A 16,655-nucleotide genomic window follows, 5' to 3' on the forward strand; every position below is an offset into this window, starting at 1 on the left:
CTGGCTGGACCTTGGCATGAATACCCCAGTAATGAATATAATCGAAAACGCATTTTTTCGAATTTTGATTATCGTGCATACATGATCGTAACGATCTTTGACATGATCGCCTGGCGGTATTGGCGCGGGTAGCCTTTAGGACACATTTAATTGGCTCTCGATCTGGCGATTTTCAGCGTAACCTATCGGACCAGATTGATAAGCGGAAGATGGCTGCCTAATTTTTGTGCAGCAAGACAATAATCATGGAACGCGGGGCTATGCCGCTATGCGTTCAAAGGCCGCCAATTTGACTATCGCTCGCCAGCGCATCAACAAATCCGCACAACGTTTCAGACAAAAACGATTCACTGACTGCGCATCTCTTGCTAGTGGTCTGATTTAAAATTTTTCTGGTAGAAATGGCCGATGATGGCGATGTTGGCACCTGCAGATCTTGTCCAGACGAAGGGTTTCGAGTCGGAGTTTGTCTGGCCGATGTCGGTGTGGATCGCATCTTCGAGATCGGTGATCTGTCGGAAGGCACCGCGTTGCAGGCGTCGCGGGGTTAGCAGGGCAAACCAGCCCTCGACGCGGTTGAGCCACGACGCGGACGTCTGCGTGAAGTGAAGGTGCGGCGCGGACGCTTCACCAGCCAGTCCTGGATCAGCTTGGGTCTTGTGGGTGGCCGCATTGTCGAGCACGAGGTGCATGTCAAGATTGTTGGGTACGGCCGCCTTGATCTGATCGGGGAAGGCGCAGAACCCGACGGATCAATGCCGGCGTGCGCAGCGCCCAATCACCGTTCCGGCCTGGATGTCGAGGGCGGCTAACAGGTCGGTTGTGCCCTGGCGGCGATACCCTCGCTGCGGCACAACTCGGCGATACCGCCCTCGCTACGCAAGCCTTCCAGCAACACACGGATCTTCTCCTCGGACGAAAACTGCCGGCGTGTGGTCCGGCGGATGTTCTCAATCATCACTGCTGCCGGCTTCTTGGCCGGTCCGGATGTCTGCTTAATCTTCGCTCCTCAGGGGCGACGATGAACCAGCCATCCTCTATTCGTGAAGACCCTCAATCTGTCCCACATGTGCTGACGTCAGACAGAGCGCTCCTTCGCCAGGACCACGCGCTTTCGCCGCCTCGTCAAGGATTACGAGCACTATCCCAGCACCCTCGCAGACCTCCACATCTTCGCCTTCGTCTGCCTCATACTCAAACAGGCCGCGCAACTCGCGGCCAGTTCATAACAGCCTCTTGCACTACCTGGCACTTTGATGTCGGAGGGCAGCCCGAAGCGCCGGTAGCGTCCACGGGCGAGGTGTAATTTTCAGGCCCATTCGGGTGGGGATTGGGGTGGCCATCGGGGCCGGCGGCTAAGGTGGAGTTTGCAGACTTCAACCCGAGCCGAGGTAACCCCGATGACCGACGACAGAGTGGCGCAGGCGATGCACGTCATCAGCGCGTGTCGATGCAACCCGGTCCAGGACCGTCCCTCGAAGTGATCGAGGCCGAGTTCTTCTTTGAGCTGCTGGTGGGCCTGCTCGCAGACCCAGCGCGCCTTGATCGTACGGAACCGCTCCGGGTTTCCCGGAGGCTCCCACTCTTGAGAGGATGGAGCCATGACGAAGCGAAGCACACCCGTTTCGTCTGAGGTTCGCGAGCGCGCGGTCCGGATGGTATTCGACCACCACGGCGAACACGGCTCGCAATATGCGGCGATCCGCTCGATCGCGTCCAAGATCGGCTGCTCGGGCGAGACGCTGCGGAACTCTCGTCCGGCGAGCCGAACGGGACCAGGGCCAGCGGGCCGGACCAACGACGGGGTAGAAGGAGCGGATCAAGGCGCTGGAGCGCGAGAACCGCGAACTCCGGCAGGCCAACGAGATCCTGAGGAAGGCATCGGCCTATTTTGCGATGGCGGAGCTCGACCGCCGGTCGCGGACATGATCGCTTTCATCGACGATCACCGGGAGGCCTACCGGGTCGAGCCGATAGGCCGTGCGCTGCCGATCGCCCCATCAACCTACCACGCCCACGCAGCGAGGCGGGCTGATCCTGGCAAGCTACCAGCACGGGGCCGCTCGGATGTGGCGCTGATGGTCCAGATCCGGCGCGTGTTCGAAGCAAACTTCTGTGTCTACGGTGTGCGCAAGGTCCGGCGGCAACTCGGGCGGGAAGGGATCGCGGTTGCCCGCTGCACGGTTGCTCGGCCGATGCGGGTCATGGAGCTGCAAGGCATCGTGCGCGGCAGGAAGGTCCGCACCACGATCCCTGATCCAGCGGCTGCCTGCCCGCTCCACCGGGTCAACCGCCCGTTCAAGGCGCCGCGCCCGAACGCCCTGTGGGTCAGCGCCATCTCCTATGTCGCGACTTGGTCCGGCTTCGTCCATGTTGCTTTCGTGATCGACGTCTTCGCCCGCCGCATCGTCGGCAGGCGGGTCTCTCAGACGGCTCACGCGGCCTTCGTGCTGGATGCCTTGGAGCAGGCCCTGCACGAGCCTCGTCCCCACCCGGGTGGTGGGCTCCTCGTGCACCAGAGCGACAGGGGCTCGCGATACTCTGACGATCCGCGACACCGAGCGGCTGGCGGACGCGGGCGTCGAGCCGTCCGTCAGCCGCGTCGGCGACAGCGACGACACCGCGCGGGCTGAGACGATCAACGGCCCGTTCGAAGCCGAGGTGATCCATCGGCGTGGGCCATGGCGCTCCTGCGAGGCCGTCGAGTTCGCCACCCTCGCATGGGTCGACGGGGTCCCCCCCCTTCGTCTGCTCGAACCCATCGGGATTATCCCTCCTGCCGAGGCCGAAGCGCGCGACTCTGCCCAGGCCGAGCTCGAAGCCTTGGCGGCCTGACCCAAACCGAATGGCCTCCGGAAAACCCGGCGCGGTTCAGACTGCGGCTCGGGCATGAGTTGCTGGCATCGGCTGCGGGATTGGCAGGCGGTCGGCGTTTGGAGCCGGATTTGCCTGGACAGCGCGTCTGTCCTGCAAAAAAAGGGCCTGCCACCGGCCCAAACCCGACGGACCGGGGCAAGCTGGGCACGAAACGCTCTCTCGTCCCCGACGCGCGCGGCGCGCCGCCTGGCTTCCGCCCGATGGGGCCAACAGGCGTGACAGCGCCTTGATCGCGGCCACGCTCGATGTCATCTCTTCTGTGCGGAGCGGTCAACGAGGGCGACCGCGATGCCGTCCGGATAAGCGACACGCCGGCTAGGCCTTTGATGCCAGACCACCTCGCCATAAGTGCCGGGCGCGCGCCGGCCACCGAGTTGTGGCCGATGCCGATGGTCCAGATGCCAACCGATTCATTGCCGGCCTTCAAGCGGCGTCTTTCGCGGGCGATGAGCTTGGCTCCGCCGCTGAGCTCGAGGTCCGTAGGTCGTTTCCATGTTTTTACGGTATTGGTCCCGTCGCCCGGCATTGCCGCTTGGCTGCGGACAGGGATCAGCGATGGCGGACGATAAGCGTTGGACGATTCGCAGGACGACCCACGTCCTTCGGGATCGCTGGATCAGCGTCAGAGCAGACGAATGCACAACACCCGGGGGAGTAGCAGTGTCGCCCTACTACGTTCTCGAGTTTCCCGACTTCGTGCATGTGTTCGCGACGGACGAGGCTGATCGCGTCATCCTAGTCCGACAGTATCGGCATGGGCTTCAGCGGATCAGCCTCGAGCTTCCTGGAGGCATGATGGATCCCTCAGATATTGACGCCGTGGCTGCCGGGGCCCGCGAACTCTGTGAGGAAACCGGGTACTTTGGTGGGACCCTGGCCCACCTCGCCGAACTCAGCGTCGACCCGGCGCGCTATGCCAACCGCTTACACCTCATCCGAGCCACCGGCGTTGTCGCGGGTGCCTCCAATCCAGACCCGACCGAGAACGTCGAGGTGGTACTCGTAGGGCGCCAGGAAGCCAAGCGATTGGCTTTATCTGGGGAGATCGCCAATGCAAGCCATGTTGGATTGATGCTGATGGCCCTTATCGAGCGGTGAGGCGGCGACCGCATATCAGACATAGACGGTCTGCATGATTTCGGGCGGCCGAAGAGTCACCGAGCGTGCTACGGACCGTACTATCGACAGCAAAGGATGAGCATGCCCGACAGCAGCATCGAGACGACACCCTGGCGCACGGCGAATGAACTTGCCAGGGCCTGCGGGTGCACCGCGGAAGAGATTGAGGCTTTGGCACGAAGCAACCATTGGCCGCGCATGCACGGCCCGTCTGGCGCAAAGTTCCCCTTGGACGTCGAAACGGTGCGCCGCGCGCGCGCTGGAAATCCTCGCACCGTCCATGGGAGCATTCCACTGCGCTGAAGGATTACTTCGAGGTACGCCTTAGGTGAAGGCTGCGGTCGTCTTGGAGACGGAGTGTCAAGCGGCGATCTGTTTAAGCTGAGGCTGGGTCCAATTGCACGGCAGGGTGGGGTCGATACGCCGGACCGGATGGTCGGGCAAACGACTGAGTACGTCGGCGACCCAGTCCTGCGAACCGACGCGGTCGAGCTTGGCGGTCTCGATCAATGTAGACAGGGCCGCGGCGCGATGGTCCCTCACATCCGAACCGGCAAAGGTCCAGTTGCAGCGGCCCGGCGCGATCGAGCGTTCACGACGGTGCGCACAGCGCTCATTGGACGAAAGACCGTTGACGGCGCAATCGATGGCGAAGATCGCATCGATCCGCGTCACCGCCTCGATCGCGACCGGGGCCTACCTCAAATCGGCCAACTCGGAGAATTGGCGTCGGGCATGCGCCCAGCAGGCCCCCTCGCAGATCGGGCCCGGCTCACTGCCAGGTTCGTTCGGCGGGCTGAACCCCGAGAGGACGTGCGCCTGCACGTCGCCGTCGAAGTCGGCGAGCCACGTCTGTATCCGTGCAATTTACAACGCATCAGCGAATACGTGAATGCCGGGCAGAACAGACACGTGATCGGTGAATTCCTCGATGTTGTTGCGATTCCAGCCGATGTCGGCTCCCAGCCGGACTACCCGGCTGGGTCGATGGCCTGGTACCCAACCGCAAGCCTGTCGACGCTCGCCGACGCCCTGACGGATCTCGACCGGTGCGAGGTTGAGGCGGACCAAGTCGACCTGACCTTCGCGGATGCCCTGGAACGGATCATGCCGCAGGTCGTGCGGACCTCAGGCCGCGAGGTCCGTAACTCTATCACCGAACACCGGGCGCGCCTGGTCCCGATCTTGGGGCTGCCTCATCGCAAGAGCAGCGTCAGTTCGCCGGCATCGCCCTGGCCGCGGGATACGCCACTGATCGCCCGCTGCCGCAGCTTGGCCTGCGACCAAGAGGCGACCCGATCCTATGCGCTCACCTTCTTCATCGCCGCAGCCATGATCCTCGCCAAACGGATCGCCTACCAGGGTGTTGAAGAAGTCGGCCAATGGCGAGCGATGAAGGGGATTTCGTCGCCGCGGTGGACGCGGATTTCGCCGCGGAGCGAGCCGTCGGCCTGGACCTCGGCCGATCCAGAGCCGCAAACCGTGTCCATTTCGTCATTGCCATTCCACTTGAACGCGGTGCCGGTGTGATCACCCCTGCGGCGGAGTCTGATCCTCCCCCGATTTTGCGGCGACGAGGTTTAGCTTGCATTCCGTTCGGCTTGCTCGGTCGTGATGTAACCGAGAGCCGAGTGGATGCGCCGTCGATTGATGTCGCCCTCGATGTAGGCGAACAGGTCGCGTCGAGCCTCGTCCCGGGTTGCCCATCGTCGTTGGTAGACGAGTTCGACCTTGAGGGTGTGGAAGAAGCTTTCCATCGGGGTGTTGTCGTGGCAGCAGCCCGTCCGGCTCATGGACGGCGTCGCCTTCATGTCGGCGAGCTGCTTTCGGTAGGCTGCGGCGGCGTATTGGCTGCCGCGATCCGTGTGACAGATGATGCCGCCCCCCGGTCGCTGCCGTTGGGTGGCCATCATCAAGGCGGCCGATGTCAGCTCGGTCCGCATGTGGTCGCGCATGGACCAACCGACGATTCTGCGAGTTGCGAGATCGAGGACGGCGGCCAGGTAGAGCCAGCCCTCTCCGGTCGGCAGATAGGTGATATAGGCCAACCAAATCGTGTTGGGCAGGGCAGCCGGGAACTGCTGTTTGAGGAGGTTGGTCAGCAGCCCCCGCGTCCACACACGGGTCTGATCGTCGTCGGCACCATCGAGGTCGGCCAACTCACAATAGGCCGTCATACAGCCGCGCGCCCTTCGTTCCGTCTCCAGCCGACAGACGCGTCCAGGCCGACGGAGCGAGGCCGTTCGCGATCGTCTCGGCGGTGCCGGCGATCTCCGGCTTGCCGACCCCGGGCGTTGAATGCGTGTTCGGTCTTGACCCCAAGCACGTAACCCTGCCCGTCCGGCATAGGGCCATCTCGATGTCGCCGACCCCGTAGACGGCGTCGGCCGCAACCGACGAGAAGGGCACGCCCGCAGCCATCGCCCGCTCGATCATCGGCCAGAGCCAGCCCCGGCTTGGCCGCGAAGCTTGTCCCCTCCGGCACGTGGGCGGCGGCCAGCCGGGCCGGATCCGAGGTCCAGGTCTTGAGCAGGGACAAGGCTCGATCGATGAAGGCATGACCGTGCCGAGAGGCATAAGCTGCGAACACACCGATCTGGCAGTTCGTGATCTTGCCGGCCGAGCCGGTGTCCTGGCGATGCACCCCGCACGAAGCCTTGCCCTGCTTGAGGAAGCCGGTCTCGTCGCGGGCCAGAACCGCATCTGGGTCGGCCAACGTCTCCAACGCATAAACCCGCACTACGTCGCGCAGGGCATCCGCATTCCAGCGTCCGCGACCGAGCAGATCCTGCTGACGCCAGGGCCCGGCATCGCCCGCGGCTTCGGCTCGCATCCAGCCCGTCTTGCGCCGTTCGGCGCCGAGCAGTCCGTCTAGGAACACTCCCGCCGAGGTGTTGACCCGCTCCTGGCTGAACAGGGGCCGCATGCGCCCCTTCACCGCTCGCAGCGACGAGGCCTGCAGCTCAAGCATCGTCTCGACCGAAGTCCCAACCGTCCATGAAGTGCGAATCATGGGACCGCAAAGAGTCAGAACATCAACAAAGACGCAACTGTAATGCTAGAGCCGGTCCGACATCGGACCGCTGATCGAGCGTAAGCGGCCCTACATCGGCGACTTGTGGCAGTCAGGGCTACGCCTCGCCCCCGGGCCCTCGCCGAGGTAACGCCCCAAATCGACCTACCCCTCCTGAGCCTCGCCGGCATCCGCCGCGCGGGGCTTTGTCGTTTGCCGGTGGTCCTTCACCCCGCACCCACGGCTGCCCGTGCGGCTCCAGATACAGGATCTTAAACGAAGCGTCGCAGGATAAAGCGTTCCATCACAAGTCCGAGCCAGACAGTGCCGAAACCCCAGCCAATCACGTAGGTGTAATCAACAGTCACTCCGAGCTGAGGATTATAGGCTAGTCTCACCCACTCAACAATCTGAACGATTGGGCTCCATTTCATGACGCTGTATAATTCATCGGGGAGCATGTGGGGCAGGAAGAAAACGCCTGATGTCATATAGAGCAAGATCGTTACAATGATGTATCCCCACAGCCATCCTGGAAAAACTGTCATGATGGCCATATTGATGGCTCCCATTCCGAGTCCGAGGATCAGAGCCATTGCGTAGCCGCCAATCGCCATCGCGGGAGCCTCTGGCGTCGGGTCGACACCCAGTACGAGAAGGATAGCGACAATGACGATCAGTCCATGGAATCCCTTTATCGTTTCGACGAGAAACCTGGCTGCCATGATGTCGAAAGCTTTAACCTGCGGGTAATACATCAAAGGCCGGTTTACCAGCATAGCTTTCATTGCTTCGCGCGAAGTATACTGAAAAACGAGGACCGGGACTGCACCGGTCGCGACGAACAGGATCGCATCATTCCCCATTGGGGAGGGTATACCCCGAAAGACCATAATCCCAACCATTAGAAAAATATGCGCAACAGGCCAGAGAACCACGAGGACATAGCCCCAGTACGACCCTCCAAAGCGGGTACGCATGTCACGAAGCATCAAGGCTCGGATGACGTTCGCGTACACCTCAAATTCGCTTCGCCTGACGGGTACCTCGGAGGCAGGTGGCTGCATGGTTAATCTCGCTCGTTAAGCCAACGGCTGCGCCTTAGGGCGTCTTATGGTCAAAAGTGCGGTTGTGGATCTTCCGTGGAATATCGCCGGCCGAGCAAGAGCGCTGCCATCAAGCGACAACCGCGTCTGGTTCACGATCGGTGAGTTTTGCTTGTGGTTTCGAAACTACACACGCCTGAGAACTCTTTCAGCAACGCTTTCAAGCGACAGGGGCCTGTTTTTGGAACGGAATTGCTGAATGGGAAATGGCGTCCGCTAAAATCCAATCGGATGGCAGATCGTCCCGATCTTACTAACCCAAGAAAAAATTTCAAAGAAAAATCTGGTTGTGCCATTTGGATCAGAGGCTTGAGAGAGCCGCCTTGCCAGGCTGTTTTAGTATAATGCCGATCGCAGTACGTGAGTCGCCTGTTTTCTTGGAATATTTTGGAGGCATAGACGGCTGGATCGAGAGAGTTTCAGTAGGGCCTGTTGTCGCCTGAACGGATTGCGTGATCTTGCGTTTTGAACACCTCGAAAGTAATTGCCCACCCCTTGCGCGGGCGGAATTTCGCTGAGTCCTTCTGGGGATGGGCCGAAGCGATCTTGAACGGCTGAGCCGCGAGGATCTGATCGAACTGGTGCTGCGGCTGCAGCGGCCAGAGAAGACCTCGCGCACCTCGTCCAAGCCGCCAGCGACAGATCGCAAGGAGCAACGCGCGCAGTCCAAGCCCGTCGGGGCCAAGCCCGGTCACGAAGGCCACACCGGGTGACGAGCGACGATCCCGATGCCGTCATCGTGCATCGTCCCGAGGCTTGCGCATGCTGCGGCGGAAGCCTGCACGCCGCACTTTCGGCGGAGGTCGTTAGCACCTGCGAGCAGATTGAGCTGCCCGCGGTCGCGCCGATCGTGACGCAGCATCGGCGCCTTGCCGTTCGTTGTCCGACCTGCGGGACGCGCGTGATCGCGCCGGCGCCCGCGGCGGCCCGCGGCGCTCTGTTCGGACCGCGGATGCATGCGGTGGCCACGTACCTGAAGACGTGTCCTCGCGCTCTCTTACGGGCGGCTGCAGATGGCCGCTCTCCGATCTGTTCGGTCTCAAACCTCAGCCAAGGTAGGCTGATGAACCTGCTTCGTCGGGCGCAGGAGCGCTTCCGTCTTGGCCGCGACGCGGCCGTCTTGGCTCGACGATCATTCCCGGCTGGCTTACTCCGAGATCCATCCCGACGAGAAGCGAGGCTCCTGCCTCGCCTTCCTCTTTAGCGCTCTGCGCTTCTTCCGCCGCCACGGCATCGCGGCCGAACGCGCGATGACCGACAAAGGGTTGGCCTTCCAATACAGACGGCATGCCAAAGCCTTGCGATGGCTCGGCATCGCCCATGAACGCACCGGGCCCTATACTGCGAAAACCAACGTCAAGGTCGAGCGCTTCGTCCAGACCTCCCTGCGCGAATGGGCCTATGCCCCAGCCTACGACACATCCGAGCAACGAGGAGACGAACTCACCGCCTTCCTCTTCCGCTACAACTGGCAGCGCCCTCACATGGGCATCAACCGCCAGACGCCCATCAGCCGACTCTGATTATCCGAGGACAACCTGTTGATCCTCCACAGCTAGATGTAGCGATGTGGCTTTACGACTGAGGCGTTGATCAGCATTTAAGGAAGCAGCCCACCCGTACGGACCAAGGTCTTAAACAGACCTCCTCCGTCCTCTCCGCCGCACAGTGCTCGAAGAGATTGTAGAGCGTCATATTCAGACCGTAGACCTGACGTGGGGCAACCAACCCGGCGATTACCGGACTCCGAAAGGCGGATGGTCCCGCTAATCACGTCTCAGTCGTCAACTCTCTACCTAACCCCGAGTGTCCATCCGCAGATACAACGGATCTTTGCAAAAGGCTCTTCCGTCAACCAGAAATCGGCTATGGAATCGTTGTGCACGCGGAAGGGATCCCAGGCATGGCTACCAACCCGAAATCTTGAGTCCAAGGTTAGGGGGACCACATCGCTGTCGAATAACGATTCGGAAATTATGATCTTGCCGAGAATGACAAGCATCTGCCACGCAACTCATGTTATATAGTTGCACGCCTCATAGAGGTGGGATTCGTTTAATTCATGACCCACGCAGATCAGTATAGTTCTTGAGGAACCAAGAGTAAGTTTGCCGGAGCCCATTTTCAAGTTCAATTTGAGGCTGCCACCCCATTCCGCGTATACGCGATACGTCCATCAATTTACGGGGCGTGCCATCGGGCTTCGTAGCGTCAAATTGTAACTTTCCTTCATACCCGATTACACCTACAAGCGATTCTGCAAGCTCTCGTATTGTACAGTCTCTTCCTGTACCAACGTTGATATGAGAAAGATCCGGACGCGTATTAGAAGTGTAAGTTTCGTCATCTAATTCCATCACAAATACGCTAGCGCGTGCCATATCATCGACGTGAAGAAATTCGCGCATTGCACGTCCTGTCCCCCAAACGGTTACCGTAGGAACATTGTTAACCTTCGCTTCGTGCAAACGGCGCATTAGAGCCGGCAAAACGTGTGCATTCTCAAGATGAAAGTTATCGTTCGGTCCATAAAGGTTGGTAGGCATGACGCTGCGGTAGCGCCGTCCATACTGACGGTTGTAGCTCTCGCACATCTTGATCCCAGCAATTTTAGCGATCGCGTAGGGTTCATTGGTCGGCTCGAGAAGCCCGGTCAGCAGCGCATCTTCCCGCATAGGTTGGTGAGCTAGTTTCGGATAAATGCAAGAAGATCCGAGAAACAGCAGGCGGTCAATATCCGCCACGTGGGTAGCATGGATAAGATTTGATTGAATTAGCAAATTTTCATGAATGAATTCAGCCGGATAGATATTGTTGGCGTGAATTCCCCCGACCTTTGCAGCAGCAAGATACACCATATCGATCTGGTGATCCATAAAAAATTGCTGCACAGCAGCCTGATTAAGCAAGTTAAGTGACTGCCGATCTGCAGTAAGAATGTTCTTATAACCCTGGCTTTGTAAATGACGCAGGATTGCAGACCCTACCATTCCTTTGTGGCCTGCAACGAATATCTTCTTTGATTCCGTCCGTTCCATTTCGGCCAAACCCTGAATTTAGGAATAGGTTTACATAAATATTTCGATTCTGCGTGTCAACCGAGGGGACCGAAGTCTTATGCCTTGTATTATTCCTGTGGTTATATGATGAGAGTTATCGCAGGTTGATTTGTAAAAATACTTGATTTACTACGATTGCCGCACAGCAACTCGACATCGGGATCTGGAAAGCCCAGACAGGTAGTTCTTTATCAATAGAATTTAAAGTCACACTACCCCGGGAAACGCGCCAACTGCGGTTTTCTACAATTAGTATACAATTAATACTTGATAATATGCTGAAGCTGCCAAGGCACGCCGCATACTAATTGAACACCCGAAATCCGTAAATTTACTCGCAACGGATCAACTACTTGAATATTATACGGATTTTTCTGTCATATAAATATCAAATTGGTAACAATATTATTATATACTTAGTAAAAACACATGTTGTCTCCCTCCAATGCCGCTACTTTAATTGTAAATCCAAGATACGAGCGATTCGAATACGTTTTATTCATTTTTCTAAATGATTTATTGGCCATTTGCACCCTGCTAGGGAAAAGGATGGGTCATTGGGCTCCCGCCGTGTCCGACGCAGCGGGTGTGACGGTTACCGGAGTGGGACTTACGGTTCTCCGATCTAGCCCAGGCGGATCAGGGAGATGAGCGATGGACCACTATGTCGGCCTCGATGTCTCGGTGCGCAGCACGAGCATCTGCATCCTGAGCGCGTCCGGTCAGGTCGTGCGCGAGGGCAAGGTGGAGAGCGAGCCGGAAGCCATCGTGGCGTTTCTGGGCGGTCGCGGTCTGACCTACGGGCGGGTCGGGATCCAGGCCGGTCCGCTCTGCCAGTGGCTCTATGCCGGCTTGGCGAAGGCGGGCCTGCCGGTGGTGTGCATCGAGACGCGTCACGCCAAGGCGGTGCTGAGCGCCCAGGTGAACAAGACCGACCGCAACGACGCGCGCGGCATCGCCCAGATGATGCGGGTCGGCCTCTACAAGCCGGTTCACGTGAAGACCCTGGCCAGCCAGGAGATCCGTGCCCTGCTCGGCGGGCGCCGGACCTTGCAGGCCAAGCTCATGGACATCGAGAACAGCATCCGGGGGCTGCTGCGCAACTTCGGCCTGAAGGTCGGGACCGTGACCCGCGCCCGCTACGAGGAACGCATCCGCGAACTGACGGACGGCCGAGCCGGGTTGATCGCCGTGATCGAGCCGATGCTGACCGTGCGCCGCGTGGTGCGCGAGCAATACGTGCTCCTGCATAAGCGGATGCTGGCGCTGGCTCGCGCGGACGAGCCCTGCCGCCTGCTGATGAGTGCGCCCGGTGTCGGCCCGTTCGTCGCGTTGACCTATCGCGCGGCGGTCGACGAGCCGGCCCGCTTCCGCCAGTTCCGCGCGGTCGGCGCGCACTTCGGACTGGCGCCGCGAACCCACCAGTCGGGCGAGTTGGACCGGCGCGGGCCCATCACCAAGAACGGCGACGAGACCCTACGCGCCGCGCTGTTCGAGGCAGCCCTGGTGCTGCTGCGGCCGGGCTCGAAGCCTTCGCCGCTGAAGGCATGGGGCCTGAAGCTCGCCAAGCGTCGCGGGACGGCCAAGGCCATGGTCGCGGTGGCACGGCGGCTGGCGGTGATCCTCCACCGGATGTGGGTCGATGGAACGCCATTCCGCATCGAGGCGGCGATGGCGTAATCGACCTGTCGTAGAAATCCGCCGCGAGGCGGAGCGGTGTCCCTCCAGGGACCGAAGGTCGGTGAGATCGCGGGCGGGTTGAAGGGCCTTCGGGCGACTTCGCGAAAAAGCTTGATCCACCTCCTGTCGGACCCAACCATGAAGCGGCCGGCGTGCCGACTTCGGAGAGAAGCCAGAGACCTGGTGGGACAGTCGAGCTAAGATCGCCCTGAAGGACAGGAGGTCTCCTTGACCCATCCGCTCTACCGAATCTTGCGGCTCCTCGAAGAGCAGGGGCTATGGTTCCGGGTGGACCGGCACCGCGACGACACTGTGATGATCACCGTCACTGTAGTCGGCGAGCGCCTGGAGATCGATGTCTTCGAGGATGGTCACGTCGAGTTCTCGCGCTTCAAAGGCACGGAAGACCTTGAATCCGACGAAGACGCACTGAACGAATTGATCCGCCAATACGGACGAGAGCAGGTTGGCGATAATCCCTCTTGACCTGAAACACCCAATTGAGAAACCCGCCTTGTCATCTCGCTTATTCAAACGAAAGAAGAGCGCAAATCTCCCGGCGAACCTACCTTCTTGCAAGTCTGAGTGCAGGTTCGGCACCGGAGTTTGACCTACTATGCTATAGCCGAGTTTCATTGAGATTGATTGCTTGCGGGATAATTGCCGCTCGGATTGATTGTCTGCCTTCCTCAATCTCTCCGTCGTTGGTACCCTCGAAAATGGCGAGACAGCCCCCCTCCACGAGCCCGGAGTTGTAGGGTTACAGCGACGATGCTTTTGAGGATTGCGCCGGTCGGGCGGACGGTGTCAACGTCGAGGGCGATGGCGATGGCGGCCCCACCCTCAGCGATTCAGATGGCGTGTTAGCTGCTGACCACCTTCCGTGGGATGTGCGTCGGACTCAGTGACCGAACCGGTATATCAGAGAGGGCTGATTGAATGGTAGCGACATGACCGCTTCTATAGATTGCCGAAAATCCAGATCCTGGATAGTAACAGGCGCGTGCGACTGATAATCCGAGAAATGATAAATCCGAACGCAATTGTAGTTTTGCTACTAAAGCCAGATCCCGCTTTGCGCTTCCTTCAGAGAACTAAAAATCTCCTGCCTCAATCCGCCCGTTTCACTGTTTTGACGATCCAGCTACGTAGGGTCTTCGAGATCGTTTCAGGGCCGTTGTCGCACCGAGATCTGCGCCGGGATGCTGTGCTCGTGCAGAACGCTCGCCAACGCCTAATCCGGCGGAGGCTGTTGATCCGTCAACTCATACCAACTCTCCTGAACTAGCACCCATGTGCCCCGTGGGGCACATGGGTGCTAGATGTTTAGTCCCAGCATTTGGTGAAGCGGGTTCGACCTGAAGCGGCTGGGCTCGGCGGACCATGCTTTGCAGATGTCCTCGTAGGGCGTGAGACAGCGCAGGGTCTTCAGGCGGCGGCCAAAGTTGTGGGCACTGACGAAGTCGGCCAGGTGAGCGCGGAGCTGCTCGTGGCTGTCGTAGTGATAGCGTTTGACCGTGGCGTCCTTGATCGTGCGGTTCATTCGCTCGACCTGACCGTTGGTCCAGGGGTAGCGCGGCTTGGTCAGGCGATGGTCGATATCGTTGCGGGCACAGGCGGATTCGAAGCTGTGAGCTCGGAAGGTCTCGCCAGATGCAATCGCCGCCTTGATGATGGAGGCGGCCGAGGCAACGTTGCCGGGTGTCGTGAAGTGGGTGCCATTGTCGGTGAGTACCGTGTGCACCTTGTAGGGCACGGCCTCGATGAGATGGCGGAGGAAGTCACCCGCAACCCGCCGTGTCGCCTTCTGATGGAGCTCGACGAAGGCGAACTTGCTCGTGCGGTCGATGGCGACGAGCAGGTAGGGCCGTCCTTCGGCCGTGTGGACCTCAGCCAGATCGGTGTGGAAGTAGCCCAGTGGATAGGCCTTGAAGCGGGACCGCTTGGGCTTGTCGCCGTCGACCTCCGGCAATTGGCTGATGCCGTGTCGCTGGAGGCAGCGATGCAGCGACGAGCAAGTCAGGTGCGGGATCGTGGCCTGGAGCGCGTAGTGGCAGTCGTCCAGTGGTAGGAGCGTGTGATGACGAAAGGCGACTACCATCGCCTCGTCCTCAGGTGACAGCACCGTCGAGCGAGCATCCTTCGGCCCAGTGCGCTGGTCGGCGACCGAGGTCCGCTTCTTCCACTTGGCGACCGTCTTTTGGTTGATCTCGTAGCGCTTCGAGAGTTCCCTCAGGCTCGCTTGATCCTCCCCCGATTTCACGGACACGGGTTCAGCTCGCGTTCTGCTCGGCCTGCTCGGGCGTGATGTAGCCGAGAGCCGAGTGAATGCGCTGTCGATTGATGTCGCCCTCGATGTAGGCGAACAAGTCGCGTCGGGCCTCGTCCCGGGTCGCCCATCGTCGTTGGTGGACGAGGTCGACCTTGAGGGTGTGGAAGAAGCTTTCCATCGGCGCGTTATCGTAGCAGCAGCGGGTCCGGCTCCGCGATCACCGCTACTGGCTCCCACTCCTCACGCTGTTGCCGAGGCTGCCGCTAAGATAGCCCGCCAGATTGTCATAGATGCCCGCCAGCGGCCAACAGCCGTTTCTGCGCTCACGGGGATGGCCCAACGCAAGCTACGCCTGTCCGCGAGCCTCTAAGGCAATCTGCGCTTTACCAGGTTTACACCCGCTGCATGTGCCCCCGGCCCACCCGAGTCTCGATTCCACTCCTCGCTCGGCACCTACCGCGCATCAACCGACACGGACCAGCCCCACCGCAAGCATCACCCAAATAATAAATCAATTTTGACTGATCTAATACTTGAATAAGGTGCAGTTATGATTTTGCCACTTCCCTGCTAATCTTCGTCTTGCAATACGGTGCAAACACGATACTCAATATGGACCTGGAACGACATGCACTCTCGACAGATCACAATGCCTGAATTCGCCGACATCCACGACCGGATGGCGGTGACGGATCACAAGATCGTTGACGGGTTCACGGTGACGGCAGGGGCGTGCCGGGGCCTAGGGCGGGTGATCGCGATCCAGATGGATCAAGGTGTAACCTTATTGTCAGAGTTGCCGTACGATATGCCCGCGGCGATCTCATCGATAAACTGGAACTAAGATTCGCAGGCGCATCACCAAGATTGGGTTTAGCGCCTGCAGTGACATTTTAACTAAATTATTCAGTTAACATCGCTTAAATGGAACAAAATGATAATACTCGAAACGTTTCGATCCAATAAACTAATTACTGAATTCAATACTACTATCAGTCTAAATAGGAGATGGTGGACGGCCTATGATTTTGCCCGAATATGTTATAAGATAATTTGTTATTGAAAAATATATAACTAGTAACAAAAACATGACCATTAAGAAGAAGAATGTGTGGTTCCTTTGAAATACATTTTTTTGTTTCATAGGCACTGCGTGCCGTGCATTTGAATGGTTTAAAAGAAAAATGAAGGATGCCGCCCCTCCTAAAATAGTAAGAATGGCAAGCGCAAACATAAGAAAAAGAGACTTTAGGGTATACTCAGTGTATTTGTTAATGTTGAAATTAGGCCAAAGGTTTGCAGTTACATTGATTGAACGCTGCAATCCCGCTTGTAAGACTGATAATTTGAAGGCCATGTCTGGGTCAAAAAGCTTCCACCGCACCTGTGCTTCTTTTTGATTAATCTTTGAAAGCACAAAATTGTTGCCGATCGAGATTTTAACTTGTATCAGCTTAATGTCGACAATATCAGAGTTAGACCCAGTATAAATTTTGAGAGGAGACCTAACTTCCGACTCTGGTAGTGGC

12 protein-coding genes, 8 pseudogenes and 1 other annotated feature are annotated in these 16,655 nt (G+C 58.9%); of the genes and pseudogenes, 9 read left to right on the plus strand and 11 right to left on the minus strand.

What is annotated here, in order from left to right; genetic code table 11:
* Positions 1–368 precede the first annotated feature (368 nt).
* The 3 pseudogenes from AC6EUL_RS05730 to AC6EUL_RS05740 form a co-directional block, all read right to left on the minus strand.
* Positions 369–839 (minus strand): annotated as a pseudogene (locus tag AC6EUL_RS05730) (transposase); the annotation flags it as partial.
* A pseudogene (locus AC6EUL_RS05735) lies at positions 830–1,000 on the minus strand (transposase); the annotation flags it as partial. The pseudogenes AC6EUL_RS05730 and AC6EUL_RS05735, both read right to left, overlap by 10 nt.
* A 411-nt stretch (positions 1,001–1,411) precedes the next feature.
* A pseudogene (locus AC6EUL_RS05740) lies at positions 1,412–1,549 on the minus strand (IS701 family transposase); the annotation flags it as partial.
* A 106-nt stretch (positions 1,550–1,655) separates the two neighbouring features.
* Here AC6EUL_RS05740 and AC6EUL_RS05745 point away from each other — a divergent pair.
* The 3 genes and pseudogenes from AC6EUL_RS05745 (at position 1,656) to AC6EUL_RS05755 (ending at position 3,975) form a co-directional block, all read left to right on the plus strand.
* Positions 1,656–2,633, plus strand: a complete 978-nt coding sequence (locus AC6EUL_RS05745) for an IS3 family transposase (protein ID WP_499869496.1) — start codon at positions 1,656–1,658, stop codon at positions 2,631–2,633.
* Positions 1,884–2,000 (plus strand) — a sequence feature (AL1L pseudoknot). (Overlaps the previous gene by 117 nt.)
* Before the next feature lie 247 nt (positions 2,634–2,880).
* Positions 2,881–3,193 (plus strand): annotated as a pseudogene (locus AC6EUL_RS05750) (transposase family protein); the annotation flags it as partial.
* Between the two features lie 239 nt (positions 3,194–3,432).
* Complete coding sequence (locus tag AC6EUL_RS05755; RefSeq protein ID WP_499869352.1) at positions 3,433–3,975, plus strand: NUDIX hydrolase; 543 nt, start codon at positions 3,433–3,435, stop codon at positions 3,973–3,975.
* A gap of 381 nt (positions 3,976–4,356) precedes the next feature.
* Here AC6EUL_RS05755 and AC6EUL_RS05760 read toward each other — a convergent pair whose 3' ends face one another.
* Entirely contained in the window at positions 4,357–4,671 is a 315-nt protein-coding gene (locus AC6EUL_RS05760; protein ID WP_499869354.1) for a transposase domain-containing protein, read from the minus strand.
* A gap of 138 nt (positions 4,672–4,809) precedes the next feature.
* On the opposite strand from AC6EUL_RS05760, the gene AC6EUL_RS05765 reads away from it, so the two are divergent.
* Positions 4,810–5,526 (plus strand): hypothetical protein, encoded by a 717-nt coding sequence (locus AC6EUL_RS05765; RefSeq protein WP_499869355.1) that lies wholly within the window; start codon positions 4,810–4,812, stop codon positions 5,524–5,526.
* A 50-nt stretch (positions 5,527–5,576) separates the two neighbouring features.
* On the opposite strand, the pseudogene AC6EUL_RS05770 reads toward AC6EUL_RS05765, so the two are convergent.
* The 4 genes and pseudogenes from AC6EUL_RS05770 to AC6EUL_RS05785 all read right to left on the minus strand — a co-directional run.
* Positions 5,577–6,092 (minus strand): annotated as a pseudogene (locus AC6EUL_RS05770) (IS3 family transposase); the annotation flags it as partial.
* 77 nt (positions 6,093–6,169) lie between these two features.
* Positions 6,170–6,967 carry an IS701 family transposase gene (locus AC6EUL_RS05775; protein ID WP_499869357.1) on the minus strand — a complete coding sequence of 266 codons (798 nt, stop codon included), beginning with the start codon at positions 6,965–6,967 and terminating at the stop codon, positions 6,170–6,172.
* Positions 6,968–7,281: 314 nt separating this feature from the next.
* Positions 7,282–8,076 (minus strand): ABC transporter permease, encoded by a 795-nt coding sequence (locus tag AC6EUL_RS05780; RefSeq protein WP_499869359.1) that lies wholly within the window; start codon positions 8,074–8,076, stop codon positions 7,282–7,284.
* Positions 8,077–8,534: 458 nt separating this feature from the next.
* On the minus strand, positions 8,535–8,819 hold the full coding sequence (locus AC6EUL_RS05785; protein WP_499869505.1) for a hypothetical protein: 285 nt from the start codon (positions 8,817–8,819) through the stop codon (positions 8,535–8,537).
* Here AC6EUL_RS05785 and AC6EUL_RS05790 point away from each other — a divergent pair.
* Positions 8,706–9,247: pseudogene (locus tag AC6EUL_RS05790) on the plus strand (IS66 family transposase zinc-finger binding domain-containing protein); the annotation flags it as partial. The gene AC6EUL_RS05785 and the pseudogene AC6EUL_RS05790 overlap by 114 nt on opposite strands.
* Positions 9,248–9,422: 175 nt before the next feature.
* A pseudogene (locus AC6EUL_RS05795) lies at positions 9,423–9,638 on the plus strand (integrase core domain-containing protein); the annotation flags it as partial.
* Between the two features lie 537 nt (positions 9,639–10,175).
* Here AC6EUL_RS05795 and fcl read toward each other — a convergent pair.
* Positions 10,176–11,153 carry a GDP-L-fucose synthase gene (fcl, locus tag AC6EUL_RS05800; protein WP_499869361.1) on the minus strand — a complete coding sequence of 326 codons (978 nt, stop codon included), beginning with the start codon at positions 11,151–11,153 and terminating at the stop codon, positions 10,176–10,178.
* 675 nt (positions 11,154–11,828) lie between these two features.
* Between fcl and AC6EUL_RS05805 the strand changes: the two genes are divergently transcribed.
* Positions 11,829–12,854 carry an IS110 family RNA-guided transposase gene (locus tag AC6EUL_RS05805; protein ID WP_499869362.1) on the plus strand — a complete coding sequence of 342 codons (1,026 nt, stop codon included), beginning with the start codon at positions 11,829–11,831 and terminating at the stop codon, positions 12,852–12,854.
* A 228-nt stretch (positions 12,855–13,082) separates the two neighbouring features.
* The gene (locus AC6EUL_RS05810) at positions 13,083–13,340 is read left to right on the plus strand and encodes a hypothetical protein (protein ID WP_499869363.1); all 258 of its coding nucleotides are present in this window, start codon (positions 13,083–13,085) and stop codon (positions 13,338–13,340) included.
* Positions 13,341–14,172: 832 nt separating this feature from the next.
* Here the strand turns inward: AC6EUL_RS05810 and AC6EUL_RS05815 are convergent.
* Together AC6EUL_RS05815 and AC6EUL_RS05820 are read right to left on the minus strand one after the other, a co-directional pair.
* A complete protein-coding gene (locus tag AC6EUL_RS05815) occupies positions 14,173–15,123 on the minus strand; it encodes an IS481 family transposase (RefSeq protein WP_499869365.1) in 951 nt (316 codons plus the stop codon).
* A 4-nt stretch (positions 15,124–15,127) separates the two neighbouring features.
* Positions 15,128–15,343, minus strand: a pseudogene (locus tag AC6EUL_RS05820) (IS3 family transposase); the annotation flags it as partial.
* Between the two features lie 432 nt (positions 15,344–15,775).
* Between AC6EUL_RS05820 and AC6EUL_RS05825 the strand changes: the two are divergent.
* On the plus strand, positions 15,776–15,970 hold the full coding sequence (locus tag AC6EUL_RS05825) for a hypothetical protein (RefSeq protein WP_499869367.1): 195 nt from the start codon (positions 15,776–15,778) through the stop codon (positions 15,968–15,970).
* Positions 15,971–16,655 lie beyond the last annotated feature (685 nt).

The organism is Methylobacterium sp. 001424705 (genome assembly GCF_059816145.1).

Excerpts from the sequence above, each read along its gene's own strand:
- AC6EUL_RS05825 (WP_499869367.1), top strand. The coding sequence starts at position 15,776 with ATGCCTGAATTCGCCGACATCCACGACCGGATGGCGGTGACGGATCAC.
- AC6EUL_RS05755 (WP_499869352.1), top strand. The coding sequence starts at position 3,433 with ATGGCGGACGATAAGCGTTGGACGATTCGCAGGACGACCCACGTCCTT.
- AC6EUL_RS05745 (WP_499869496.1), top strand. The coding sequence starts at position 1,656 with ATGGTATTCGACCACCACGGCGAACACGGCTCGCAATATGCGGCGATC.
- AC6EUL_RS05780 (WP_499869359.1), bottom strand. The coding sequence starts at position 8,076 with ATGCAGCCACCTGCCTCCGAGGTACCCGTCAGGCGAAGCGAATTTGAG.
- fcl (WP_499869361.1), bottom strand. The coding sequence starts at position 11,153 with ATGGAACGGACGGAATCAAAGAAGATATTCGTTGCAGGCCACAAAGGA.
- AC6EUL_RS05775 (WP_499869357.1), bottom strand. The coding sequence starts at position 6,967 with ATGCTTGAGCTGCAGGCCTCGTCGCTGCGAGCGGTGAAGGGGCGCATG.
- AC6EUL_RS05805 (WP_499869362.1), top strand. The coding sequence starts at position 11,829 with ATGGACCACTATGTCGGCCTCGATGTCTCGGTGCGCAGCACGAGCATC.